This is a genomic window from Mycolicibacterium chengduense, from assembly GCF_033741155.1.
Classification (GTDB): domain Bacteria; phylum Actinomycetota; class Actinomycetes; order Mycobacteriales; family Mycobacteriaceae; genus Mycobacterium.
Map to the genome: position 1 here is coordinate 343,862 of NZ_JAWQNH010000004.1, position 24,054 is coordinate 367,915.

The 24,054-nt window shown below is 68.7% G+C and carries 23 protein-coding genes; 5 read left to right on the top strand and 18 right to left on the bottom strand.

Going from position 1 to position 24,054, the window contains the following annotated elements; genetic code table 11:
• The first annotated feature begins 142 nt into the window (after positions 1-142).
• Positions 143-1,012 carry a ribonuclease Z gene (locus SBI67_RS16715; RefSeq protein ID WP_318981628.1) on the top strand — a complete coding sequence of 290 codons (870 nt, stop codon included), beginning with the start codon at positions 143-145 and terminating at the stop codon, positions 1,010-1,012.
• Here the strand turns inward: SBI67_RS16715 and SBI67_RS16720 are convergent.
• From SBI67_RS16720 to SBI67_RS16730, 3 genes are read right to left on the bottom strand one after another with little or no spacing between them, the layout of a single operon-like run.
• Entirely contained in the window at positions 996-1,835 is an 840-nt protein-coding gene (locus SBI67_RS16720; protein ID WP_318981629.1) for a transglutaminase family protein, read from the bottom strand. The genes SBI67_RS16715 and SBI67_RS16720 overlap by 17 nt on opposite strands.
• Positions 1,836-2,813: an alpha-E domain-containing protein gene (locus SBI67_RS16725; protein ID WP_318981630.1), complete on the bottom strand. Its 978-nt coding sequence runs from the start codon at positions 2,811-2,813 to the stop codon at positions 1,836-1,838.
• Positions 2,813-4,477, bottom strand: coding sequence for a circularly permuted type 2 ATP-grasp protein (locus SBI67_RS16730; protein WP_413232504.1), 1,665 nt, complete (start codon positions 4,475-4,477; stop codon positions 2,813-2,815). The genes SBI67_RS16725 and SBI67_RS16730 overlap by 1 nt, the downstream gene beginning before the upstream one ends.
• A 165-nt stretch (positions 4,478-4,642) precedes the next feature.
• Here SBI67_RS16730 and rpsT point away from each other — a divergent pair, with 165 nt between their 5' ends.
• Positions 4,643-4,903 carry a 30S ribosomal protein S20 gene (gene rpsT, locus SBI67_RS16735; protein WP_318981631.1) on the top strand — a complete coding sequence of 87 codons (261 nt, stop codon included), beginning with the start codon at positions 4,643-4,645 and terminating at the stop codon, positions 4,901-4,903.
• A gap of 71 nt (positions 4,904-4,974) precedes the next feature.
• On the opposite strand, the gene holA is transcribed toward rpsT, so the two are convergent.
• The 6 genes from holA to SBI67_RS16765 all read right to left on the bottom strand — a co-directional run bounded on the left by holA (position 4,975) and on the right by SBI67_RS16765 (position 10,238).
• Entirely contained in the window at positions 4,975-5,931 is a 957-nt protein-coding gene (gene holA, locus SBI67_RS16740; RefSeq protein ID WP_318981632.1) for a DNA polymerase III subunit delta, read from the bottom strand.
• Between the two features lie 12 nt (positions 5,932-5,943).
• Positions 5,944-7,473, bottom strand: a complete 1,530-nt coding sequence (locus tag SBI67_RS16745) for a ComEC/Rec2 family competence protein (RefSeq protein WP_318981633.1) — start codon at positions 7,471-7,473, stop codon at positions 5,944-5,946.
• Positions 7,470-8,285, bottom strand: coding sequence for a ComEA family DNA-binding protein (locus SBI67_RS16750; RefSeq protein ID WP_318981634.1), 816 nt, complete (start codon positions 8,283-8,285; stop codon positions 7,470-7,472). Before SBI67_RS16750 ends, SBI67_RS16745 begins: the two co-directional genes overlap by 4 nt.
• A gap of 94 nt (positions 8,286-8,379) precedes the next feature.
• The gene (locus SBI67_RS16755) at positions 8,380-8,781 is read right to left on the bottom strand and encodes a DUF6841 family protein (RefSeq protein ID WP_318981635.1); all 402 of its coding nucleotides are present in this window, start codon (positions 8,779-8,781) and stop codon (positions 8,380-8,382) included.
• A gap of 9 nt (positions 8,782-8,790) precedes the next feature.
• Entirely contained in the window at positions 8,791-9,210 is a 420-nt protein-coding gene (locus tag SBI67_RS16760; protein ID WP_266046092.1) for a RidA family protein, read from the bottom strand.
• Positions 9,207-10,238, bottom strand: coding sequence for an acetamidase/formamidase family protein (locus SBI67_RS16765; RefSeq protein ID WP_318981636.1), 1,032 nt, complete (start codon positions 10,236-10,238; stop codon positions 9,207-9,209). The genes SBI67_RS16760 and SBI67_RS16765 overlap by 4 nt, the downstream gene beginning before the upstream one ends.
• An 89-nt stretch (positions 10,239-10,327) precedes the next feature.
• Here SBI67_RS16765 and SBI67_RS16770 point away from each other — a divergent pair, with 89 nt between their 5' ends.
• A complete protein-coding gene (locus tag SBI67_RS16770) occupies positions 10,328-10,597 on the top strand; it encodes a DUF6480 family protein (protein ID WP_318981637.1) in 270 nt (89 codons plus the stop codon).
• Between the two features lie 5 nt (positions 10,598-10,602).
• Here the strand turns inward: SBI67_RS16770 and SBI67_RS16775 are convergent, their stop codons facing one another.
• Positions 10,603-11,823: a hypothetical protein gene (locus SBI67_RS16775; RefSeq protein ID WP_318981638.1), complete on the bottom strand. Its 1,221-nt coding sequence runs from the start codon at positions 11,821-11,823 to the stop codon at positions 10,603-10,605.
• 42 nt (positions 11,824-11,865) lie between these two features.
• Between SBI67_RS16775 and SBI67_RS16780 the strand changes: the two genes are divergently transcribed.
• Positions 11,866-13,338, top strand: a complete 1,473-nt coding sequence (locus SBI67_RS16780; RefSeq protein ID WP_413232505.1) for a serine hydrolase domain-containing protein — start codon at positions 11,866-11,868, stop codon at positions 13,336-13,338.
• Here SBI67_RS16780 and SBI67_RS16785 read toward each other — a convergent pair.
• The 6 genes from SBI67_RS16785 to SBI67_RS16810 form a co-directional block, all read right to left on the bottom strand.
• On the bottom strand, positions 13,335-14,753 hold the full coding sequence (locus tag SBI67_RS16785; protein ID WP_318981639.1) for an aspartate ammonia-lyase: 1,419 nt from the start codon (positions 14,751-14,753) through the stop codon (positions 13,335-13,337). The two genes, SBI67_RS16780 and SBI67_RS16785, sit on opposite strands and share 4 nt — an antisense overlap.
• Positions 14,750-15,925: a M20 family metallopeptidase gene (locus SBI67_RS16790; protein ID WP_318981640.1), complete on the bottom strand. Its 1,176-nt coding sequence runs from the start codon at positions 15,923-15,925 to the stop codon at positions 14,750-14,752. The genes SBI67_RS16785 and SBI67_RS16790 overlap by 4 nt, the downstream gene beginning before the upstream one ends.
• The gene (locus SBI67_RS16795; protein WP_318981641.1) at positions 15,922-16,590 is read right to left on the bottom strand and encodes a DUF1028 domain-containing protein; all 669 of its coding nucleotides are present in this window, start codon (positions 16,588-16,590) and stop codon (positions 15,922-15,924) included. The genes SBI67_RS16790 and SBI67_RS16795 overlap by 4 nt, the downstream gene beginning before the upstream one ends.
• The gene (locus tag SBI67_RS16800) at positions 16,587-17,030 is read right to left on the bottom strand and encodes a RidA family protein (protein WP_318981642.1); all 444 of its coding nucleotides are present in this window, start codon (positions 17,028-17,030) and stop codon (positions 16,587-16,589) included. Before SBI67_RS16800 ends, SBI67_RS16795 begins: the two co-directional genes overlap by 4 nt.
• A gap of 33 nt (positions 17,031-17,063) precedes the next feature.
• Positions 17,064-18,326 carry a flavin-containing monooxygenase gene (locus SBI67_RS16805; RefSeq protein WP_318981967.1) on the bottom strand — a complete coding sequence of 421 codons (1,263 nt, stop codon included), beginning with the start codon at positions 18,324-18,326 and terminating at the stop codon, positions 17,064-17,066.
• Between the two features lie 125 nt (positions 18,327-18,451).
• Positions 18,452-19,363 carry a LysR family transcriptional regulator gene (locus SBI67_RS16810; RefSeq protein WP_318981643.1) on the bottom strand — a complete coding sequence of 304 codons (912 nt, stop codon included), beginning with the start codon at positions 19,361-19,363 and terminating at the stop codon, positions 18,452-18,454.
• A 135-nt stretch (positions 19,364-19,498) separates the two neighbouring features.
• On the opposite strand from SBI67_RS16810, the gene SBI67_RS16815 reads away from it, so the two are divergent.
• Complete coding sequence (locus SBI67_RS16815; RefSeq protein WP_413232525.1) at positions 19,499-20,986, top strand: aldehyde dehydrogenase; 1,488 nt, start codon at positions 19,499-19,501, stop codon at positions 20,984-20,986.
• A 24-nt stretch (positions 20,987-21,010) separates the two neighbouring features.
• Here SBI67_RS16815 and SBI67_RS16820 read toward each other — a convergent pair whose 3' ends face one another.
• Together SBI67_RS16820 and SBI67_RS16825 are read right to left on the bottom strand one after the other, a co-directional pair.
• A complete protein-coding gene (locus tag SBI67_RS16820; RefSeq protein ID WP_318981645.1) occupies positions 21,011-22,588 on the bottom strand; it encodes a GMC family oxidoreductase in 1,578 nt (525 codons plus the stop codon).
• A complete protein-coding gene (locus SBI67_RS16825; RefSeq protein WP_318981646.1) occupies positions 22,585-24,003 on the bottom strand; it encodes a purine-cytosine permease family protein in 1,419 nt (472 codons plus the stop codon). The genes SBI67_RS16820 and SBI67_RS16825 overlap by 4 nt, the downstream gene beginning before the upstream one ends.
• Positions 24,004-24,054 lie beyond the last annotated feature (51 nt).

Genomic DNA, 24,054 nt, shown 5'->3' on the forward strand with positions numbered 1-24,054 from the left:
TGCACCAGGATGTCGTCACAAATCACCACTTCACAGCCCAACTACAGCACCTTTTACCAATAGGGTATTGAAACGGTGGTGGTGCTGGCGCATCTCGCGATTCAGCCCACGTACCCGGCGGTTATGGAGTTAGGTAGAGGCCATGATCGAGGTAACCCTGCTCGGGACCGGCAGCCCGATTCCCGACCCCGACCGCGCCGGCCCGTCGACGTTGGTGCGGGCCGGTACCCAGACCTTTCTGGTGGACTGCGGACGCGGTGTCCTGCAACGACTGACCGCCGCGGGATCGAGTGCCGCAGCGCTGAGTGCCCTGCTGATCACCCACCTGCACAGCGATCACATCGCCGACCTCGGCGATGTGATCATCTCCCGCTGGATCGGCACCTTCAGCCCGGACCCGGCGCCACTGCAGATCATCGGGCCACCGGGCACCGCCGAGGTGGTGGATGCCACGCTGAAGGCGTTCGCGCACGACATCGGCTACCGGATCGCCCACCACGCCGATATCACCGGACCGCCCGCGGTGCAGGTACACGAGCACACCGAGGGACAGGTCTGGGAGCACGACGGGGTACGAATCGTCGTGGGCCCCACCGATCACCGGCCGGTGGCACCGACCATCGGGTTCCGGATCGAGCACGACGGTGCGTCGGTGGTGCTAGCCGGTGACACGGTGCCGTGCGCCGGCCTGGACGCCCTGGCGGCCGGGGCCGGCGCGCTGGTACACACCGTCATCCGCACCGACCTGGTGCAACAGCTACCGGTGCAGCGCTTCCGCGACATCTGCGATTACCACTCGTCGGTCGAGCAGGCGGCCGATACCGCCGCCCGCGCAGGGGTGGGCATCCTGATCCTCACCCACTACGTCCCCGCCCTGGTCCACGGCCAGGAAGAGGAGTGGAGATCAAGGGCTGCAGCCCATTTCGACCGTCAGATCGAACTGGGCGACGACCTGCACCGGGTCGAGGTGCATCCCGGTGTGTGCGCCTCGGGCATCACGCCAGCCGGGTGATCTCCACCACCACGTCGAGGTCGGTCGAGCCTTCACCGGAGTAGATGCCTTTCAGCGGCGTCACATCGGCGTAGTCGCGGCCCACCCCTACCGTGACGTACTGCTCGTTGATGGTGTTGTCGTTGGTGGGATCGTAGTTCCACCACCCGCCGGTCCAGGCCTGTATCCAGGCGTGGCTCTGCCCGTCGATGGTGTCCCCCACGACGGCCTTGCGCTTGGGGTGCAGATAGCCGGACACATAACGCGCCGGAATACCCATACTGCGCAGCAAGATCAGCGTCAGGTGCGCGAAGTCCTGGCACACACCCTTGCCTTCTCGCAGCGCATCCAGGCCCGAGGAGTGCACACCGGTGGTGCCCGGCACGTAATCCAATTCGCTGTGCGCCCAATTCGCCGCGGCGATCACCGCGTCCTGCGGGTCGTACTCCTTGGCGATGCGCTGGCCGACCCGCTGCACCCGCTTGCTGGCCGGTGTGTACCCGGTCGGGCCGAGCACCTCGTCGAACCGGTCGATCACGGCCTCGGTGCCCAACTCGTCCCAGGTGACCTTCTCGGCGGGCAGCTCATCGGGCTCGGTCTCGACCACCGAGGAGGAGATCACCTCCAACTCGGTGTGCGGCGCGTGCAGGTCGAAGGAGGTGACGGCCGTGCCCCAGTAGTCGACATACCGGTACGACCGGGTGGCCGGGGTGGTCTCGACCCGGTTGAGGATGACGTTCTGCCGGGAATCCGACCGTGGCGTCAGCCGCGCCTCGTTGAACGACGCGGTGACCGGCGACTTGTAGGCATAACCCGTCGCGTGCACCACCCGCATCCGCCACATTTAGACTTCCCCCTCTTCGATCACCACGGCGCCGTTGCGCCCCGCGTCGGTCCACGCCACCCACGGCGCGGAGTGGAAGAACTGCAACGCCAGCGCCTCACCCACCTCACCGCAGGTCTTCTGCAGACCGGCCAGATGCTCCTCCAGCGACTCCAGCAGCACACCGGGTCGCAGGAATTCCAGTTCACTGCGAGCGCGGCCCAGCAGGCGCTGGGCTTCGACCGTCGAACCGACCCGGTTGTGCGGGCGGTTGAGCAGCTCGTCGAGGCTGTGCTCGGCCAGCCGCAACGAATAGAACACCGACCGCGGGAACAACCGATCCAGCAGCATGAACTCGACCACCCGGCCGGCGTCCAGCACACCGCGGTAGGTGCGCAGGTAGGTGTCGTGGGCACCGGCCGAACGCAGCACCGTCACCCAGGCCGGCGACGACGCGCTGTCCCCGACCCGGGACAGCAGCAGCCGCACGGTCATGTCGACGCGTTCAATGGCCCGGCCGAGCAACAGGAACCGGTAACCGTCATCGCGCGACAGCGTCGAATCCGCCAGGCCGGCGAACATCGCCGCGCGGGCCTCGACATAGGCCAGGAACTCGTGTGGGCCAAGCCGTTTGGCGGCGCGCTCCCGTTCGGCCAGCGCGTTGTAGGTCGTGTTGAGGCACTCCCACATCTCGGTCGAGGTGACCTCACGGGCACCGCGGGCGTTCTCCCGGGCCGCCGAGATCGAATCCACGATCGAACACCCGCCCTGGGTGTCCCGGCTGAAAGCCACCAGATCGGTCAACGACCACACGTCCAGCGCATGCTTGGGTGGCTCGATTCCCAACACCCGCAACAGGGTTCGCGATTCCTGGTCGGGGTCGACGCTGGAGTCCTCCAGCAGCTGGTGCACCGTGACGTCGAGGATGCGGGCGGTGTCGTCGGCACGCTCGACGTAGCGGCCGATCCAGTACAGCGACTCGGCGTTGCGGGCCAGCATCAGCGCATCACCGCCTGGTTTTGTTGCTGCTGCTGTTGCGAATTCGGCTCGGATGCTCGCTCCGGTTTGGCGGCCTTGCTCGATCGTGCGGCTTTCGGGGGCGGCACCTTCACCAGCTCGGCGGCGGCCAGTTCGCGATCGGCGGCCGAGGTGCGCGACGCCAGCACCCACGTGTCCTTGGAGCCACCGCCCTGACTGGAGTTCACCACCAGTGATCCCTCCGGCAACGCCACCCGGGTCAGGCCGCCCGGCAGCACCCACACGTCATCACCGTCGTTGACGGCGAAAGGGCGCAGGTCGACGTGGCGGGGCACCAGTTTGTCGCCGATGCGCGTCGGCACGGTCGACAGCTGCACCACCGGCTGGGCGATCCAGCCGCGCGGGTCGGCGCGGATCTTCTTGGAGATCGTGGCGAGTTCCTTGGGCGAGGCATCCGGGCCGAACACGATGCCGTACCCGCCGGACCCCTCGACCGGTTTGATCACCAATTCGTCGACCCGGTCGAGCACCTCCTCACGCTCGTCGTCCAGCCAGCACCGGAACGTGTCGACATTGGCCACCAGCGGCTTCTCGCCTAGGTAGTACTCGATGATGGTCGGCACGTAGGTGTAGACCAGCTTGTCGTCGCCGACCCCGTTGCCGACGGCGCTGGAGATCACGACGTTGCCGGCCCGGGCGGCGTTGAGGATGCCGGCCACGCCCAGTACCGAGTCCGGCTTGAACTGCATGGGGTCCAGGAAGTCGTCGTCGATGCGGCGGTAGATCACGTCGACCTGTCGCTCGCCCTCGGTGGTGCGCATGTAGACGGTGTTGTCGCGGCAGAACAGATCGCGGCCCTCGACGAGTTCGACCCCCATCTGCCGGGCGAGCAGCGAATGCTCGAAGTACGCCGAGTTGTACACACCGGGAGTGAGCACCACCACCGTCGGGTCGGCCTCGTTGGACGCGGCGGCCTTCCGCAGGGCACGCAGCAGATGCGACGAGTAGTCGCCCACGGCGCGCACTCGGTGCGTGGCGAACAGGTTGGGGAACACCCGGGCCATCGTGCGGCGGTTCTCCATGACGTAGGAGACCCCCGACGGGGAGCGCAGGTTGTCCTCGAGCACCCGGAACGTGCCCTGCCCGTCGCGCACCAGGTCGATACCGGCCACGTGGATACGCACCCCGTTCGGCGGGTTGATGCCCACGGCCTCGCGGTGGAAGTGCTCACAGGAGGTGATGAGCCGGCGCGGGATCACCCCGTCACGCAGGATCTCCTGGTCGCCGTAGATGTCGTCGAGGTACATCTCCAGGGCCTTGACCCGCTGAGTGATGCCCTTCTCCAGCCGCGACCACTCGGCAGCCGAGATCACCCGGGGCACCAGGTCCAGCGGGAAGGGCCTTTCCTGACCGGACAGCGAGAAGGTGATGCCCTGGTCGATGAACGCCCTGCCGAGCGCCTCGGTACGGGCCTCCAGTTCCGAGGCGTCCGAGGGTGCCAGTTCGGCGAAGATTCCCTTATACGGGCCGCGCACGTTGCCCTGTGCGTCGAACATCTCGTCGAACGCCTCGGCATAGCCACCCCGGCCGTTGTAGCCGTCGAAGATCCCGACCTGGCGTTTCGACGCAGCGGTTGAATTGCGCGACGTCCGCGTCGATTCGTTGGGCACTGTTCGTAGGCTCACGGTTGTCAATGCTGCACCACATGTGCAGTTTCGGCAGGCCAGACGCTCTCACTTTGGGAGATCCGGCCATCCGCTGGTAACCTGAACAACCGCTGCCCAGCCACAACACTGCGCCGGGCAAACAGACTTCGTACACCAACCGACGTTGAAGAAGGATTTACACGCGTGGCCAACATCAAGTCGCAGGAAAAGCGCATCAAGACCAACGAGCGCCGTCGTCTGCGCAACCAGTCCGTCAAGTCGTCGCTGCGCACGGCTGTCCGCGGGCTGCGCGAGGCCATCGAGTCCGGCGACAAGGACAAGGCCGGCGAGCTGCTCGTCGCCACCAACCGCAAGCTGGACAAGGCCGCCAGCAAGGGCGTGATCCACAAGAACCAGGCCGCGAACAAGAAGTCCGCCCTGGCGCTGGCCGTCAACAAGATCTGACGGTTCTTCTCGAACTCGACTGACACGCGCGTGTGGCCCACCGGCCCGCGCGCGTTTCGTCGTCTCCGGCCTCAGCGGTCGGACGCAAGTTCGGCCACCCGGCGCACCGCGCGTTCCAGTGCGTAGTCCGCGTCCGCTGCGGCGCCCTTGACGTCAGCGTTGAGCGCCGCCACCACCCGCATGGCCTGCGCCACCCGATCCCGCGACCAGCGCCGCGACTGCTTCTGCGCTTTCTGCACCCGCCACGGCGGCATCCCCAGTTCGCCGGCGAGCCGATACGGGTCACCGGACAACGGGCCGACCCGCGCGATGGTGTGCACCGCCTCGGCCAGTGCGTCGGCAAGCACGACGTGCGGTTCGCCGCTGAGCATGGCCCAGCGCAACGCCTCGGCCGCGCCGGAGACGTCGCCGAGCACCGCCTTGTCGGCGATGTCGAACCCCTTCACCTCGGCCTTGCCGCTGTGGTACCTGCGCACCGCGGCCACGTTGATCTGACCGTCGGTGTCGGCCACCAGCTGTGAGCAGGCGGCCGACAGTTCGCGTAGGTCCGATCCGATGGCGTCGATGATCGCGGCCACCGTGTCGTCGTCGACCTTGGCTTTCAGTGCCCGGAATTCGTGCCGGACGAAATCGACACGCTCTGCGGCCTTGGTGATCTTGGCGCACGGATGCACCTGGGCACCAAGCTTTTTGAGTTGGTCGGCCATGGCCTTGGCACGCCCGCCGCCGGAGTGCACGACCACCAGCATGGTTCCGGGCGGCAGGTCGCCGGCCGCCGTCACGATGAGCGTCACCGCGTCCTTGCCGGCTTCGGCGGCCGCTTCCAGCACCACCACCCGCTCCTCGGCGAACAACGACGGGCTGAGCAACTCGGCGAGCTCACTGGTGCTCACCTCACCGGCGCGCAGCCTATCCACCGGCACGTCGGTGCTGCCGGCGCGTTTGCGGGCGCCGCGCAACACCTCCGCGACAGCGCGCTCCACGAGCAGTTCCTCGTCACCGAGCACCAGGTGCAGTCCGTCGCTCACCCCACGATCGTTTCACGCCGACCCGACAACCCCGGAAACGGTCCACGCCAACAGTCCGACCCCACCGGCGGCCGCCACCAGCCGCACCCAGCGCAGGCGCCAGCCCACCACCAGGCCGAGTCCCCCGGCGGCAACCACCACCACACCGAGCGGTCCCGAAGGCACCGTCACGGTGGACCCCGGCACCGCGGCGACACGGTGGGCCACCTGCAACAGCCACCACAGTTCCGGGCCGGTGAAACGGATGAGCAACCCGGCACCGGCGGGCCACCAGGGCGCCAGCACCGCCGCGGCCGTCCCGATCACGGTGATCGGTGGAATGACGGCGGCGACCATCAGATTGGCCAGCACCGACAGCACGCTGAACCGGCCGGTGATACCGGCGACCAAGGGAGCGGTCACCAAGTGGGCGGCCAGCGCCACACTGACCGCGGCGGCCAGCGGGCGGGGCCAGCCGCGATCGGTCAGGCGCTGCATCCAGACCGGAGCGATCAGCACCAGTGCGGCGGTGGCCACCACCGAGAGCGCGAAACCGACGTCGACGGCGAGTTGCGGCGCACCGACCATGAGCGCGATGACGCTGGACGCCAGCACCGGGATGGCCTGCCTGCGCCGATGCGATACCAGGGCCAACAGCCCGATCCCGCCCATCACCGCGGCGCGCAGCACACTGGCCGAGGGCTCCACCACGATGACGAAGGCGACCAGCACCACCATCGCCAGCCCCGCGGCCAACCTCGGGCCGATCAACGCGGCGCTGAGTAACGCGGTCCCGCACACGATCGTGACGTTGGCGCCCGACACCGCGGTGAGATGTGTCAGCCCCGCCGTGCGGAAATCGGACGCGGTCGGAGCAGGCACCATCGAGGTGTCCCCCAGCACCAGTGCCGGCAGCATCGCCGCCTGGTCGACCGGTAGCACCAGCCGCGCCGTCGCCGCGAATGCCGACCGGATGTGGCCGGCCAGCCGCGGCACGGGGGGTGTGCGGCCGACGGTCGGCTCCCCCACTGCGGTGAGCACCGCGACGGTCAGATCCGCGCGAGTGGGCCTACCCACCCGGGCGCGGAAGGTGGTCGGGCGGCCCGCGTCCACCTCGCCGCCGCGCCAAGCCGGGGCGAACACCGTCACCGCGCCGTCCGCCGGGGCGCCGGCCAGTTCGTGTAACCCGGCCCGGAACAGCAACCGTCCGCCGGCCAGGACCCGCGGCGTCTCCGCGGGTATCACGGTGACGGCCACCGTCGTCCCGGTGCGTGCGGTGATCGGGTGGTGCCGAACCTCGTTGGACCGCAAAGCGATCGATACGGTGAAGGCCGCCGCGACCAACGTCACGGCCGCCACTGCCGTCATCCCGAAGATCGGCCGGTCCGGTTCGCGGGCGGCCATCCGGCCGGTGAACCGGTGCAGCAGGACGGCCAGCAGGACCGCCACGGCGGCGGCCGACACTCCTCCCACGGGCCAGACAATCCCGGCGGCCGTCACCGCCCAGCTGGTCAGGGCGGCCGGTACCAACCGCAGGTCCAGCGGTGACCGTTCGCTGCTCACACATGGACCAGATTGCGCAGTTTCTCCAGACGTGCCGGCCCGATGCCGTCGACCTCACCCAGTTGGTCGACGCTGCCGAACCGCCCGTGGGCCTCTCGCCAGGCGATGATGGCTGCCGCTGTCACCGGCCCCACACCCGGCAGCGCATCGAGGTCCTCGGTGGTGGCGGTGTTGAGGTCCACGGCCGCCCCGGCCTTCGCACCGCCCGGCGCGGTATCCGGCCGGGCCGGCGCCGCAACGGTATTCGAGGTGACGGAACTGCCCATCGGCGACGGCGCGCCCGGCGCGGCGGTGATGCCGACGATGATCTGTTCTCCGTCGGCGATCCGGCGGGCCATGTTCAATCCGACCAGGTCGGCTCCGTCCAGCGCGCCACCGGCAGCCTCGAGGGCATCGGCGATCCGGGCACCGGAGGTCAGGGTGACCAGTCCCGGTTTGTGCACCAGGCCGACCACGCTGACCACCACCGGCCCATCGGCTGCCGGCTGAGTCGGCGTCGCGGACGAAACCATCTGCACCGACGGCAGATTCGCGGAGGCGACCGGTGGGGTGCGGTCGCGCATCAGGGTGAACACGGTGACCAGGACGGCCAGCACCCCCACCGCGACCAGGGCGATGACACCCGCGCGGCCCGGATCGGCACGCAGCGCGGCGATCCAGTCCCCGGAGCCGGGCGGATGCTCGGGCAGCCACCGCGACAGCGAGGTGTCCGCCTCTTCCTGCGGTGCGGGCGTAGGCGCCTCTGTCGAGCCGGCGTCGGGCGCCGCCCCGATGCGCCGGGTCAGCCGTTGCGCCGGAGATTCGGTGTCCATGCCCCGACGGTAGGCAACGCCGCCAACAGATTTCGGCGCTCTAGCACTTGCGGGCCCTCACCTGTGGATGAATCCGGCACTGTGGATAACGGCCTCAGTCGCCGTGCGAGGCGAGCACCGCGATCTGCACACCGTCGGAGCCGTCTGCTACCAGATACGTCACCGCAACGCGGCCCAGTTCGGCGCCGTCGATATCGTGCCGCACGAACGCCCCGCGATACAGCGCCGAGGATGCGTTGAGCACGATCACTTCACCGTTGAGCAACGAGCTGTGCTGGTAGCGCTGCGCGCGCAGACCGTCGACCTGCCCCTGGATCACGCCGGCCACCTGGTCTGCCGTGGTCAGGGTCACCACTCCGTCATCGGTGGTGATCAGCAGGGGCACCGCGTACCGGTGCAGCAGCTCCGACAGCTCCCGCTCGCCACGCACCGCCGTCGCGAAGACCTCCAGGTAGTCGTCGAACCAGCGGCGCACCGCGACGGAATCCAGTGCCACCCCCCGATCCTAGGGCGAACCCCAACCGCCGCTTCGCCAACACACCCAGTCGATCTCGACCCGTGCGCCCACCGCCAAACCCGTCACACCGACGCAGGTCCGCGAGGGCAGCCGGTCGGGAAACCACGCGGCATACGCGGTGTTGAACGCCGCGTACTCGGACCAGTCGGTGAGATAGGCGCGCACCGAGACCACGTCGGCCAGGCCGCCACCGCACAGTTCGGTGACCCGCAGCAGATTCGTCAGCACCTGGTCGGTCTGGGCCGCGATGTCCTGGCTCACCACCGATCCGCTGGTATCGGTGGGCATCTGCCCGGTCACGTAGAGCGTCTCGGCGGCCGCGGTGGCATGCACGAACGGGGCCACCGACGGCGGCACGCCGTCGGCCGGGGTGAAGGTGAAGGACCTGATACCGCTCGACGAGCTCACGCCGCGGTCCCCCACTCGCCGGGAAAGCAGCGCTTGTCTATCCGCGCGTGCACACCCTGACGCTGATCGACGACCTGCGTCACCGTGAAGTCCACCGCCACCGACATGAACGAGTAGGCGTCGGCGCGGGACAGCCCGTAGAGCCGCTGCAAGAGGTCGAGGGTGCGGACCGCCGCCGCCCGCATCGCGTCGTCGAGGTCATCGCCGAAACCGTGCACCAGCCACTCGGTCGCCGTCTCCAGCACCGGAACCGTGAACGGCAGATCGCGGCGCACCGTGAGGCGCAGCAGCCCGTTCAACGATGCCTCCAACGCCGTACCGCTGATCTCTCCGTCGCCCTGAGAAACATGTGGGTCACCGATCGACAGTAGGGCACCGGCGGTGTGGACGGGGTAATACATCCGGCCGCCCGCGCCGATCCGCCAGTTGTCGATGTTTCCGCCGTGATCGCCGGGCGGCACCGAGGACACCCGGCCGGCAGCGGCCGGCGCCACCCCCATGGTGCCGAAATGTGGGCGCAGCGGGACGGTGACACCGGACAGCGCGGGTTGGCGCGCGACGCTCGCCGGTTCGACGACGGTTCCTGGTTGGTCGGCCAGTGCCGTGGTGGTCCAGTCGTAACCGAACAACGCCCGTCCGCGCAGCGCGGCGACATCCAGTTCGTAGATCGTGACCCGCTCGGCGGCGGTGAGGTCGTACAGATAGCCCCAGTGCGCGGCCAGATTCGAGCCGTACGGCAGCCGCGGCGTGGCTTCCAGGATGTCGACCTGCAGCACGTCACCCGGGCGGGCTCCGGTGACCGCGATCGGGCCGGTCAGCAGGTGCGGACCGGGCCCACGGTCGGCGACCTGGTCGAAAACGGCACGGATCCCGTTGTCCATCAACAGATCCGGGGCGTCACCGGCGTGATGGGTGAGCGCCTCCACGGCCACCAGGTCACCCGAGTCAACCGTGAGCACCGGATCGAGCGCGGGGTCGAAATACCCCCAGTGCACCGTCGTCGGGGTGGCCGGCAGGACGTGATACATCCGGCGATCATGCCAGCGAGCCCCGGGCACTGCAGCGCGAGTTCTCCGGCCCGCCGTTTGGCCGCCCGGCACATGGGTAACCGGGCGTCATGGCCACCGACAGACACCCCAAGGCGGGCCTGCCGCCCGACCCCGAACCGTCGTCGACACCAGGCCTGTTGCCCGGCGGCGGGACGGAGCCCGGCGACACGCCGCCCGATGCCGGTCAGGAAACCCAATCGAACAATCCGCACCCGGCTCCCCGGTCACGGATATCGGTCGCCGCGATCACGTCGATGATTCCGCTGGCGGTGTTCGTGCTGCTCGCCGTCGCGGCGGCCGTTCTGCTGATTCTGCAAATCTGTGGGGTTTTCGGCTGACCCGGTCAGTTCGTCCGGACGGGAACAGGTCGCGGCGCTCCGACGGCCGTCGCCGCCGTCTCGTCGGGTCGCTCCACCCATGCGCTGAACACCGGCACCCCACGCCAAGCGGGTGGCCCCTCGTCGCGCGCGGCGCAGGCCAGCACTGCGTACGGACGGTTGAACCGCATCTCGATTCGCTTCACCAGCACCTCGTGCAACGTCGGCATCCCGGCGGCCACCAGGCCGATGGCCGTCACCGCGGCGGCCTTGAATCCCGAGATCGTGTAGGAGGCGACGGCGGTCTGCGCCGCACCGAACGTCGCGGGCAGGTCGCCTTCGGCGAGAAAACCGGTCAGCGCGCTGACGATCGGCGCCACACCCGGGGCGTCCTTGAGGTCGTGGGTGCTGCTCGCCGACCACGCGGGCACATGACTTCGCCATTCGGTCTGCACCGACGGACCGCCGTTGCGCGGTTCGCGGTGTTCGGTCACCGTCCAGGCGTGACCGGCGACGAGGTCTTCGTCGGGTATCCGGCGTGCCGCCCGGTCGTCGCCGCGTAGCAGCGCCGCCACCTGATGAGCGGCGGCGTGCACGTCCGCCGGCGCCACGCCGGGGGCCGCGATGACGCTGAGGACGTCCAGCGCCGACCTGGTGTGCGGGGCGGTGACGGCGACCAGGCCCGCCGCATCGGTGTCCACGACCGCCTGCGTACCGTGCCGGATCGTCAAGCCGCGGCTGATGAGCGCGCCGAATTCGCCGCCCAGCTCTTCGGTGGTGTCCAGCGGCGTTCGCCATGAGATATCGGTGGCGAGCGCGGACGCCAGCAGCATTCTGGTCAAACGGTCTATGCGAAGCGGGAATTCGTCGATCAGGCCGCGCGAATGCGTCTGCGCCCACGCGTTGGCCTCAGCCTGGCTGGGTATCGGGCCGCGCGCAACGACGTCGGGCAGGGTGCGCGCCCACGCGTCGAACGCCTGACCCAGGTTGCGGTCCCAGACCGCCACCAGCGCCGTCACCGCGGGATGTGGTTCGCCGAGCAGTTCGGCGGCGCGTGCCGCGGCATCCTCGACCGACGTGCCCAAAACGGCCTCCACTTCGCTGCGGGTGGCGCCCGAGGTGGCCGGTCCCGCCAGCGCCAGCAGCAACCACAGACCCAGCGGTGACGTGACCGCGTGCCCGCGCAGGATCGCCGCGTTGAAGGGTCCGGCGTAGGACGTCACCAAGTCGGCGGTCTCGACGGGCATGCCTGAACTGTAGGCGTGGTGTGTTCAGCTACGGTCGTTCCGGTGACCGGTCGCGCCGCCCGCCTTTGCGCCACTGTCGTGCTCGCGCTCACGCTGGCCGCCTGCGGCCATCCCGGGCAACGGCCGGATCCACCGGTCCCGACCGTCGCGGCACCGACCGTGGTACCCGCCGGCCCGTTCGCGTCCGTCATCCGCGTGGTCAACGACGCCGTCACCGCACACCGGATGCCGGGTGCGGTACTGCAGATCGGGCACGCCGGCACGGTCGTCTTCCGGCAGGCCTTCGGGTGGCGCAGGCTGCCCGACGAACCCGGACTGGACGGCACCCCGGCACCCGGCGAGCCGATGACCGCCGACACCATCTTCGATCTGGCGTCGCTGACCAAACCGCTGGCGACCACCGTTGCGCTGCTGCAGCTATACGAGAAGGGCTTGGTACGCATCGACGATCCGGTGCAGGTGTACCTGCCGGAGTTCAATTCCGACAACGATCCGCGCCGTGCGCGGGTGACGCTGCGCATGCTGCTCACCCACACCTCGGGCACCGGCGGTGATCTGAGCCGGCAAGGTCCGTGGGGGTTGACAGCGCCGGACAACGCCGAGGGTATCCGCCGGGCCCTGACCGCACCGCTGGAGTTCGGCCCCGGGGAGGGATTCCACTATTCCGATATCAACTTCCTGATCATCGGCGCGCTCGTGGAGAAGCTGACCGGTGAACCGCTGGACGCCTATGTCCAGGACCACGTGTTCGCGCCGTTGGGGTTGACCGACACCCGCTACCTGCCGGCGGCCAAGGCCTGCGGACCGCACCAGATGCGCGGAACGGCCATCCTTTTCGACCCGATAGCTGCTACCCCAAGCCTCTGTCCACCCGGTGCGTGGCGCACCGATCTGCTCGGCCGCATCGCCCCGACCGCACACGATGACGACACCCCGGGCCTCAACCCCGACTTCGATCACCTGCTGCGCGGCACCGTGCACGACCCGACGGCACGCCGCATGGGCGGGGTGGCGGGCAGCGCCGGCGTGTTCTCGACCGCCGCCGACATCGGCACCTACGCCCAAGCCCTGCTCGACCGGCTGGCCGGCCGGCCGAGCACCTTCCCACTGAGCCGGGCCACGCTGGAACTGATGACCTCACCGCAACAGCCCGGCCATTCCCCGGGCCAAGTCGAGGCGGCCCGCACCGCCGAACGGCAAGCTCTCGAAAAGTCGCCCGAGCGAACCGATCCCCTCCTCGCCCCGAACTACCCCGCCATCGCCGGACAAGATCTGCGCGGGTTCGGGTGGGACATCGACACCGAACTGTCCAAGCCGCGCGGCATCGTCTTCCCCATCGGCAGTTTCGGGCATACCGGTTTCACCGGGGTGTCGCTGTGGATCGACCCGGGGTCGGACACCTATGTCGCCGTGCTCGCCAATGTCATCCACCAACGCGGTGGCCCGCCGATCGTGCGGCTCAGCGGCGATGTCGCGACGTTGGCGGGCCGCGCCCTGCACCTGTACGGGAGCTAGCCCGAACCCGCCACCTGCCAGGGCCGGGTCAGGTTGGCAGGCTCCAGGATGGTCTCCAGTTGCGATGCCGTGAGCAGCCCGCGGTCCAGCACCAGCGACGCGATGTCGGAGTCGGAGTTCAAGGCGTCGGCCGCCAGCCGGGTCGCCGCCTCGTACCCGATATACGGGTTGAGCGCGGTGACCAGTCCGATGGAATGGTCGACCGTGGCGCGCATCCGGGCGGCATTGGCCGTGATGCCCACGACGCACCGGCTCCTGAGGGTGTCGCACGCGGCGGTCAGATGGGCCAGCGATTCGAACAGGCTGTGCGCGATGATCGGTTCGAAGGCGTTGAGCTGCAACTGGCCCCCCTCGGCGGCCATGCTGACCGCGATGTCGTTGCCGATCACCTCGAACGCGACCTGATTGACCACTTCCGGTATCACCGGGTTGACCTTGCCCGGCATGATGCTCGAGCCGGCCTGTACCGGCGGCAGGTTGATCTCGCCGAGCCCGGCCCTCGGGCCCGACGACAGTAGGCGTAAGTCGTTGCAGATCTTGGACAGTTTGACGGCGGTGCGCTTCAGCACACCCGACAGCTGGACGAAGGAACCGACATCCTGCGTGGCCTCGACCAGATTCGACGCCGTCACCAGCGGCAGTTCGGTGATGGCACACAGTTCTGCACATACCGCCTCGGCGTAGCCAGGATGCGCGTTGAGACCGGTGCCGATCGCGGTGCCGCCGAGATTGATCTCAGAGATCAGCCGGACGGCTTCGCCCAGTCGATCACCGTCCTCACCGACCATGACGGCGTAGCTGCCGAATTCCTGGCCCAGCGTCATCGGCACCGCGTCCTGCAGCTGAGTGCGCCCCATCTTGAGGTGCCCGCCGAACTCCACGGCCTTGTCGGCGAACGCCGATACCAGCTCGGCCATCGCCAGTTGCAGTCGGTGTACGGCGAATTGGAGCGCGACCTTGAGTGCGGTCGGGTATACGTCGTTGGTGCTCTGCCCCAGATTGACGTGCTCCAGGGGGTGCAGGTGCCGGTAGTCACCGCGTCGCCGGCCCAGCAGTTCCAGCGCTCGGTTGGCGATCACCTCGTTGGCGTTCATATTGGTCGACGTGCCTGCCCCGCCCTGGATGACGTCGACGACGAACTGATCGTGCAGCTTGCCGGATTTGATCTCGGTACATGCGGCGACGATGGCGTCGGCCCGCTCGGCGCCGAGCAGCCCGAGCCGTTGATTGGCCTGGGCGGCAGCCAGTTTCACGCATGCCAGCGCGACGATGAGCTCCGGATACCGCGAGATCGGCGTACCGGTGATGGGAAAGTTCTCCAGCGCGCGGGCGGTGTGCACGCCGTAGTAGGCGGCGTCGGGGACGTCATAATCCCCGAGCAGGTCATGCTCGACGCGCGTATCGCCGGTCGTCACGATTGACCCCCGTCGGCCTCGGCGAGCAACCGTTGCCGGATCCCCGCATCCGACGCCGCGTCGAGCAGGGTGAGCGCCAGCGCGTGGACACCGTCGATGATGGCACGGTCCGCGGCCGGGGTGATCGCGGCGGCCGCGAACTCCGGCTGATGGTTGACCGCAGGCAGCGAGTCGATGCCGATGTACGGGTGGATGGCCGAGATACGTTGGGACACATTGCCCATATCGGTCGACGCCCGGTTCATCAGCGAGTCCGAGCCCGAGCTGAACCGCCTGCCGAGTTGTTCGGCACGGCGCGTATAGCGGTCCAGCAGCGCCTCATCGGTGCGAAATTCCGCGTACGGCTTGCTTTCCGGGGTCACGGTCAGCTCACAACAGGTGGCCAGAGCACCGGCCTCGAAGCAACGGATGACGCGCCGCTCCAGGTCGGCCAGTTCGGCCAGTGATCCAGCGCGGACATACCAGCGACCCTCGGTGCGTTGCGGAATGGCGTTGGGCGCCTCTCCCCCGTTCGTCATCACACCGTGCACCCGCACGTCGTTCGGCAACTGTTGGCGCAGCAACCCGATGGCGACCTGGGCAAGGGTGAACGCGTCGGCGGCGTTGATGCCCCGGTCCGGGTAGGCCGCGGCGTGTGCGGCTTTGCCGTCGTAGCGAATATGGCTGTGCGACACGGCGTACGGTTCGGCGCGCGCGACATCCACCGGGCCCGGATGCACCATCGCCGCGGCGTGGATTCCGGCGAAACCGCCGCGATCGAGCATCTCGATCTTCCCGCCACCGCCTTCCTCGGCCGGGGTGCCCAGCACCGACAAGGTGATCCCGAGATCGTCGACGTACGGCGCCAGCGCCAGCGCGGCACCGGTCGAGATGGCGGCGATGATGTTGTGCCCGCAGGCATGCCCCAGGCCGGGCAACGCGTCGTACTCGGCGCACAGGGCCAGGTGCAGCGGCCCGCTGCCGCGGCGGGCCAGGAAGGCGGTGTCCAAGCCGGTGAAGCGGGGCTGCACATCGAAGCCGGCGTCAGCCAGTTCGCCGGCAACCCGAGCGCAGGAACGCACCTCCTCCCAGGCGATTTCGGGATGGGCGTGCAGGTCATGGGACAGCGCGAGCATCCGGTCGTGTGTCCGCTCACCCGCGGAGCGGACGGCGTCTTCCAAGGCGGTGCTCATAAGTCGCCCGGCACCCCATAGGACGGCGCGGCCGTGGGGTCCAGGCCGCGGGTGCGGTAGTCGGCTTTTTGCGGCTCCCAGACGGCCCACAACCGGTGCAGTTCGGCGATCGGGTCATCGTGCCAGTCGACGCGCAGATCCGTTACCGGCCATGGCACGTCGTCGACCACCTGAAGGCCCGCCGAGTGCACCGGGCCGGCCTCGCCACCGGCGGCCAGCGCGGCGGCCAGCCCGTCGAGCAGGCGTTGTTCGGTGGTGGGGGCGGTCGAGGTCTGGTACCGCTCGATGAGCGCGGTGACGACGGCCGGATCGGCCAGCATGTTGCCTGCGGCGGCGGCGTTGTCGGTGCTGACCTCGTGCCGGATGCCCAGTGCCTTGGCGCCGGTGTGGATTGCGGTGCGGCCGACGCCGTCGACGACGACGAGTTGGCGGTAGTCGGCGTGCGGCTCGGCCGCGATGGTCGCGTCCAGCGCCGCACGCGCATCCGCCCCACCCGCCAGGGCGTCCAGCGCCGCGGTGCCCAGCCTCGGGTTGGTCACGTTCTGGCTTGCCACCGCACCCACGCCCGCGCGCAGGTGCACGCAGCGCGACGCGACGGCGGGACTGGAGGAGCACACCACCATGCCGAATGCCGACCCGTCGCGGACCACCAGCGAGAAAGTCACGACCGGCCCTGGCTGAGCACGGCGGTGGCGTCGATCTCCACCAGCCATTCGGGCCGGGCCAGCGCGTCGACGACCAGTCCGGTCGACACCGGATAGACGCCCTTGAGCCAGCGGCCCATCACGCGGTACACCGTTTCCCGGTACCTGATGTCGACCAGATAAACGGTCACTTTCACGATGTCGGCGAGGCTGCTGCCGGCTTCGTCGAGCAGCATGGCGATGTTGGCCATCGCCTTCTCGGTCTGCGCCTCGACATCGCCGATGCCCACCGACGCGCGGGTGTCCAGATCTTGTCCGATCTGCCCGCGCAGATAGACCACTCCGCCTGCGACCACGGCTTGGCAGAGGTCGTTGTCCAGGTTCTGCTCCGGGTAGGTGTCCTTGGTGTTGAACGGCCGGATCCTGCGGTGGGTCGCCCCGGCCGGGGTGGCGTCGGTCATCGTCGGGAGTCCTTTCTCGATCACGTTGGGCCGTCAGCGATCGGCGAGCGCCGTCGCCGGGTAGGCCAGATAGCCGCGCTGGATCATGATCTGGTCGGCCAGGTATTTGGCGTCGTGCCAGACACCCCAGATGAAGCTCGATCCGCGCCGCGACTGCCATGGCAGTCCCAGAAAGTAGATGCCGGGTTCGGTGGACACGCCGCGTTGGTGGCGTGGTCGGCCGTGCTCGTCGAAGGCGTCGACGTGCAGCCAGCCGTAGTCGAAGGCGAAGCCGACGGCCCAGACGATGGACGTGATTCCGGCGGCTGCGAGGTCCAGGGAGCCGATCGGGTCGGTCATGCATTCCGGGTCCGGCCCGAAAACCCGGGCCTCGGGTTCCTCGGGCAGGTCCAGCCCGTTGCGGGCGATGTAGGCGTCGGCCTCGTCGAGCATCGAAAGATAGTTGGCGTCGCCACGTTCGATGTTCTCGCGCAGGTCCGCGGCGAAGGTCATCACACCGTCCCGGTACGGACCCGCCATACCCAGCAGGGTGATACCGGTGCCGGCGAGATCGCGGAAGTCGACGGTGTGCCCGCCGTGCGCGCCGCTGACGGCGATGGTCACGTGCTCGGCGCCGCGCGGCGGGGCGGCCATATCCCATTTGCCCAGAACGCCCAGCCACCAACAGAAGTCGCGACCGCGGTACCGGCGGGGCGGGCGATCGTGCGGGCCGACCGCGAGATAGACCTGGCGGCCGGACTGCCGGAGCTCGTCGGCGATCTGGACCCCGGACGACCCGGCCCCGATCACCAGGACCGCACCGTCGGGCAACTGCTGGGGGTTGTGGTAGCCGCTGGAGTGAATCTGGTGCACCCCGGCGGTTTCGGGCACGACGGGTGGGATGACCGGTTTCTGGAAGGCGCCGGTGGCGGCCACCACGAATTGGGCGTGGATGCTGCCGTCGGAGGTTTCGACGTGAAACCCGTTACGCCCCTCCGCCTTACGAACCGATTTCACCTGCACACCGGTACGGATGGGTGCGTCGATCTTGCCGGCGTAGGCGACCAAGTAGTCGGCGACCTGTTCCTTGCCGGCAAACGCGTCCGGCGGGACGTCGAATTCCAGGCCGGGGAACCGGTCATGCCAGGCGGGGCCGTTGGCCACCAACGAATCCCAACGCCACGACCGCCAGCGTTCGGCGATGCGGTCGCGCTCGACGACCAGATGTGGCACGCCATGAGCCCCGAGGTGTTCGCTCATCGCGATCCCCGCCTGACCCGCCCCGACGACGAGAACCTCGACCTCTTGGCTCGACAACTTGACCTCCACGGAATCGACTACCTTGCACGCGTCTTCCATGGTTCAGCGCGACGACTACATCTGTACAGCGCATAGATCCGATGTATGGCATCGGAGAAAACGATCCTCGCACGTCGGAGGCGTCAGGCTCCCGGGGGATTGGCGAACAACGTGCGGCACAACTCGGCGACGACGCCGGCGCGCCGGGTGGGCCGGGCGGCGACGGCGTCCAGCAGGATCACGGTGAGGCTGGGCGGGTCACCGCTGATCGGCACCGCGGCGACGGGATGGCCGTCGAGGGCCGTCGGCACCGCCGCGCGCAGGTTGAGCACGCAGTAGGCCAGACCGCGGCCGACCAGCGCCCGGCACGTCTCGACCGTGGTGGACCGGAACCGGATGTTGGGCGTGACACCGGCGGCGGTGAACACGCTCTGGAAATAGTCGCGGCTGTGCGGCAGGTCCAACAGCACCATGGGTTCGTCGGCGAGTTCGGCCAGATCGATACTGTCTCTTGTCGCCAGGCGATGCTCCCCGGACAGCAGCACGTAGGGCGGCAGCGTGAACAGCGGCCAGCGCTTCAACCGCGGATCGTCCACCAGGTCATATCCGATGCCGAGTTCGAAGGTCCCGTTGGCGACCCCCTCGGCGAGATCGGCGAGATCGACTTCGGTGGTGTGCAGATGCAGCCGGGGCAGCTTCTCGGCCACCGCGGCGAGCAGTTCGGGCAGCAGATACGGGGCGACGACTTGGAAGCACCCGATGGACAGGGTGCCACTGAGCGAAGTACCCAGCCCCTGCGCCACGGCGCGCAGGTCGGCCGCCGACGCCAGGAGTTGGCGGCTGGCGACGAGCAGTTCCTTGCCCGCCGGCGTCAGGCTGATGCCACGCGCGTGGTGGCGCACGAGAAGTTGTACCGACAACGCGTTTTCGAGGTCGGCCAGGGCGGCCGACATGGCCGACTGGGACAGGTGTACCGATGCCGCGGCGCGGGTGACGCTACCGGCCTCGGCCACGGCGACGAAGTACTCGAGCTGGCGCAAGGTGTAGTCGGACATCGCAAACCTCTCGCATTTGGAAAATCGATACTAGGGTTCGGAAACCCCGGCTGTACAGATGCACAGCGGCGTTGCAGGGTGGACTCGACACCTGTGTCCACCGTTCGGTCTGCTCAAGGAGAACACGTGACGACCATTGCCGATGCTCACCCCGCGACGCTGGCGGACTGGACTCGCCATGCCGCCGACCTGCGCCCGCGCGACGGCATCTTCATCGACGGCGAGTTCGGGCCCGCGCAGTCCGGCGCCACCTTCGACTCGATCAATCCGGCGACGGGGGACGTCATCGCCGCGGTGGCGTCGGCGCAGGAAGTCGATGTCGACCGCGCCGTGTCCAGCGCCCGCCGGGCCTTCGACGACGGCGACTGGTCGCGCAGCTCGATCAGCGAGCGCAAACGGGTGCTGCTGCGACTGGCGCAGCTGATCGAAGAGCACAGTGTCGAACTGGCGCTGCTGGACTCGATGGACATGGGCAAACTGGTCGCCGAGGCCTACACCGTCGACGTTCCCTCGGCCGCAGGGCTTTTCGCTTATTACGGCGAGGCGATCGACAAGATCAACGGCGAGATCGCACCCACCGAGCCCGGCAACCTGGCGCTGGTCACCCGTGAGCCGCTCGGTGTGGTGGGCGCGGTGACGCCGTGGAACTTCCCCCTCGACCTGGCGGTGTGGAAAGTGGCCCCGGCCCTGGCAGCCGGGAACTCTGTGGTGCTCAAACCGTCCGAACGCGCCCCGCTGTCATCACTGCGACTGGCCGAGCTGGCCGCCCAGGCCGGCCTGCCCCGCGGGGTGTTCAACGTCGTGCCCGGCTTCGGCCGGTCCGCGGGTTCCGCGCTGGGCCGGCATCCCGACGTCGACGTGCTGGCCTTCACCGGGTCCACCGCCACCGGCAAGCAATTCCTGCGCTACGCCGCCGATTCGAACCTCAAACAGGTGTGGCTGGAGTGCGGCGGCAAGAGCCCGAACCTCGTGTTCGAGGACGCCGATCTCGAGCAGGCGGTCGACAAGGCGCTCTTCGGCGCGTTCTACAACCAGGGCGCGGTGTGCTCGTCGAATTCGCGTCTGCTGGTGCAGAACTCGATTGCCGACCGGTTCGTCTCGGACCTGGTCGCGCGCGCCGCCGAGATGCGGCCGGGCAATCCCCTTGACCCGGCGGCGGCACAGGGCGCCATCGTGGACGAGGCCCACACCCAACATGTACTCGGGTTCGTCGAACGGGCACGCGCCGATGGGCAGGTGCGGGTCGGCGGGCAGCGGGTCGACGGCGGCTGTTTCATCACCCCGACCGTCGTCACCGGCCTCGGCCCGGCCGCCGAACTGGTCACCGATGAGGTGTTCGGCCCGGTGCTCGCCGTGCAGACGTTCGACGATCAGGACGACGCCATCCGGATGGCGAACGACACCGAGTACGGGCTGGCCGCCTCGGTGTGGACCACCGACCTGCGTCGAGCCCACACCGTCTCGGCGGCGCTGCGGGCCGGCACGGTGTCGGTCAACACCGTCGACGCGCTGAGCGCCCAGACACCGTTCGGCGGGTTCAAACAATCCGGGTTCGGCCGCGATCTGTCACTGCACGCCCTGGACAAGTACACGGGCCTCAAGACCACCTGGATCGCGTTGTGATCGAGGCCGGTTGGTGTCCCGCGGTCAGCGCGACACCAACCGGCCGGCGACAGCCGGACGGCCGGGCGGGCCGGCGTCCTCGGCGATGAGGTCACTGGCCCGCTCCGCGACGGTCATGATGGTCCCCACCGGGTTCACCGACGGGATGGTCGGGAACACCGAGGCGTCCACGACGCGCAGCCGCTCGACACCGCGCACCCGCAGCCGCGAATCCAGCACGGCCATCGGGTCGTTCGCCGCACCCATGCGGCAGGTGCCCGACACGTGGTACACGGTCTGATGGGTGGCCCGCAACGGTGCCGACAGCTCGTCGTCGGTGGTCAACGCGGCCCCGGGAAACACCTCGCGCCCGATCCAGTCCGCCATCGGTGCCTGCGCCGCGATGCGACGCGCCAGCCGGACGCCGGCGATCAGGTTCGCCTCGTCGACGCCGTCGGGATCGGTGAAATAGCGGTAGTCGATGTTGGGCGCCACCGACGGATCGGCGGTGGTGATCCACACCCGGCCCCGACTCTTGGGCTTGGCGACGTTCGGGGCGATCGACACGATGCGATCCGGGAGTTCGGTGCCATAGGTCACGGCGTGCTCGGCGACGGCCTCTACCGGGAAGTGCATCAGGATGTCCGGCCGGGCCGGCCCCTCGTCGTGCAGGCGCACGGCCGCACCCGCGTCCCAGCCGGTGGCACACGTGTCCGGGACCTCGCGGCGGGCCTCCCACACGATCAGTCCCTCGGCGTGGTCCATCAGGTTCTCCCCCACGCCCGGACTGTCGACGAGCACCTCGATGCCCGCGTCGGCGAGCATCGGCGCGGGGCCGATCCCCGACAGCTGCAACAACTTCGGGGTGTCGATCGCGCCGCAGCACAGCACCGTTTCCCGCGTCGCGCGCAGCTCCGAGGTGGACCCACCGCCGTCGCGCACCAGCACGCCGACCACCGCCCCGTCCTCGATGAGCACCCTGACGGCCGTCAGCCCGTGCAGCACGCGCAGATTCGGCCGGCTGCGGATGGCCTCGTGCAGGTAGTGCACCGAGGTCGACGAACGAAGATGGGTCTCGGGCGTGTAGCCGATCTCGAAAAACCCTGCGCCCCGGCCGGTTCTGGCGAAATCAGGGTCGCTGTTCCAGGCGGTCCGGGCCGGCAGGTCGAGTGCGCGCCGCGCCGAGGTGACGACGTCGGCGACGTAGGGGTTCTGGTCCTTGGCCGCGACCGGCGTGATCGGGGCGGCGATCCTGTCGTAGTACGGATCGAGCGTCGCGGAGTCCCACCCGTCGGCCCCCAAGGCCACCCATTCGTCGAGATCGGCGGCGAGCGGGCGCCAGGTGATCATCGTATTCGCGGTCGAGCAGCCGCCCAGGATATGCATGCGGGCCTGCCGGATGTTCGGGTTGCCGCGCTCCTGGGCGATGCTGCGGTAGTCGAAATCGTACTCACCCTCCAGCATTTCGGCCCACCGGCGGATGTCGAGTGCACGCGGCTCGTCGACATCGCTCGGACCCGGCTCCACGACGGTCACCGTGACGCCCGGATCCTCCGACAGCCGGGCGGCGACGATACAACCGGCCGTGCCGCCGCCGACGACCAGGTAGTCCGGATGGTTCACGCGGCGCTCTCCACCCCGTGCACGGCGTCGGCGGCGTCCGCGGCCTCGGCACGCATCCGCGGCGACATCAACGCGTAGTACAGGGGGCAGATGACGACCAGACCGACGATCCACGAGATGTCGACATGCCCGATCGCCTCGGCGATGAAACCGGTGAACAGCGTCGTGGACAGGAACGGGATCTGCACCAGGATGCCGGCGAAGTAACACCCGATGGCCACCCAGTTGAACCGGCCGTAGCGGCCACCGTCGCGTTCGAACAGGGCGTCGATGTCGTAGTGGCCGTGCCGCAGCAGGTAGTAGTCGACCAGGTTGACCGCCGTCCACGGGATGAGCACGCACAGCAGCAGCGCCAGGAAGTTGGCGTAGTTGGCCAGGAAGTCGTCGGCGCTGACCAAAGCCGGAATAAGGGCGATGATGCACAGCACTACCGACACCACCGCGCGGCTGCCGGCCCGCGGGCTCCACGTCGGGAAGATGTTCTGCCCCACCGTGATGGTGGACAACGTGCCACAGTACAGGTTCATCGCGTTGGTCGCCGTGATACCGATCGCGAAGATGGCGAACACCCCGGTGCTGACTCCGTGTGTGAGGGTGGACAGCCCCTCCATCGTGTCATCGTCCGGTAGTGCGGCACCCACCAGTACACCCAGCAGCATGGGCAGCACCGAGCCCAGGACGCAGCCGGAGTAGGTGCCCCAGAACGCGGCGCGCTGACCGGTATCGCGGGGCATATAGCGGGTGTAGTCCGAAACGTAAGGGGCATAGGCGATCTGCCAAAGTGCGGCCACCGACAGGGTGGCCATGAAGCCGGCCCACGAGAAACCGTCGGTGTGCCAGGTGCCATCCGGAACACCGTTGACTCCGATGATCCACACGAACGCGACGACGAGCGCGCCGCCGGCGACGACCGACAGGATCGCGGTCACCCGATGGATCAGCCGGTAGCCCACCATGGTGGCGACCACGCTGATTGCGCAGATGACGACGATGGCCCAGCTGGTCGGCAACCCGGTCACCTTCGCCAGCGCTTGTCCGCCGAGCACCGCGTTGGAGGCGAAGAAGCCCAGATACATGAACACCACCAGGACGACGACCAGCAGGCTGCCGTAGGAGCCGAACTGTGCGCGGGTCTGCAGCATCTGCGGCACGCCCATCTGCGGCCCCTGGGCGGCGTGCAGCGCCATCACCACGGCGCCGACGACGTTGCCCAGCACCACCGAGAGCGCGCCGGCCCACAACGGCAAGCCGAAGACAGTGGTGGCCAGGGCGCCGGTGATGATGGTCAGCAACATGATGTTGGAGCCGAACCACACAGTGAACAGGTCGCGAGCGCGGCCGTGCCGCTCGTCGATCGGGATGTGTTCGATCGTCCTTCGCTCGACCGATTCGGGTGTGGGCGTGGCTGCAGTCATGCGATACCGACTTTCGACAAACGGCGTTTCCGCGGTGGTGTCCTCGATCAC

Excerpts from the sequence above, each read along its gene's own strand:
- SBI67_RS16775 (WP_318981638.1), bottom strand. The coding sequence starts at position 11,823 with ATGCCCGTCGAGACCGCCGACTTGGTGACGTCCTACGCCGGACCCTTC.
- SBI67_RS16790 (WP_318981640.1), bottom strand. The coding sequence starts at position 15,925 with ATGAGCACCGCCTTGGAAGACGCCGTCCGCTCCGCGGGTGAGCGGACA.
- SBI67_RS16800 (WP_318981642.1), bottom strand. The coding sequence starts at position 17,030 with ATGACCGACGCCACCCCGGCCGGGGCGACCCACCGCAGGATCCGGCCG.
- SBI67_RS16765 (WP_318981636.1), bottom strand. The coding sequence starts at position 10,238 with ATGTATCACGTCCTGCCGGCCACCCCGACGACGGTGCACTGGGGGTAT.
- SBI67_RS16750 (WP_318981634.1), bottom strand. The coding sequence starts at position 8,285 with ATGGACACCGAATCTCCGGCGCAACGGCTGACCCGGCGCATCGGGGCG.
- SBI67_RS16825 (WP_318981646.1), bottom strand. The coding sequence starts at position 24,003 with ATGACTGCAGCCACGCCCACACCCGAATCGGTCGAGCGAAGGACGATC.
- SBI67_RS16770 (WP_318981637.1), top strand. The coding sequence starts at position 10,328 with ATGGCCACCGACAGACACCCCAAGGCGGGCCTGCCGCCCGACCCCGAA.
- SBI67_RS16725 (WP_318981630.1), bottom strand. The coding sequence starts at position 2,813 with ATGCTGGCCCGCAACGCCGAGTCGCTGTACTGGATCGGCCGCTACGTC.
- SBI67_RS16720 (WP_318981629.1), bottom strand. The coding sequence starts at position 1,835 with ATGTGGCGGATGCGGGTGGTGCACGCGACGGGTTATGCCTACAAGTCG.
- SBI67_RS16715 (WP_318981628.1), top strand. The coding sequence starts at position 143 with ATGATCGAGGTAACCCTGCTCGGGACCGGCAGCCCGATTCCCGACCCC.
- SBI67_RS16810 (WP_318981643.1), bottom strand. The coding sequence starts at position 19,363 with ATGTCCGACTACACCTTGCGCCAGCTCGAGTACTTCGTCGCCGTGGCC.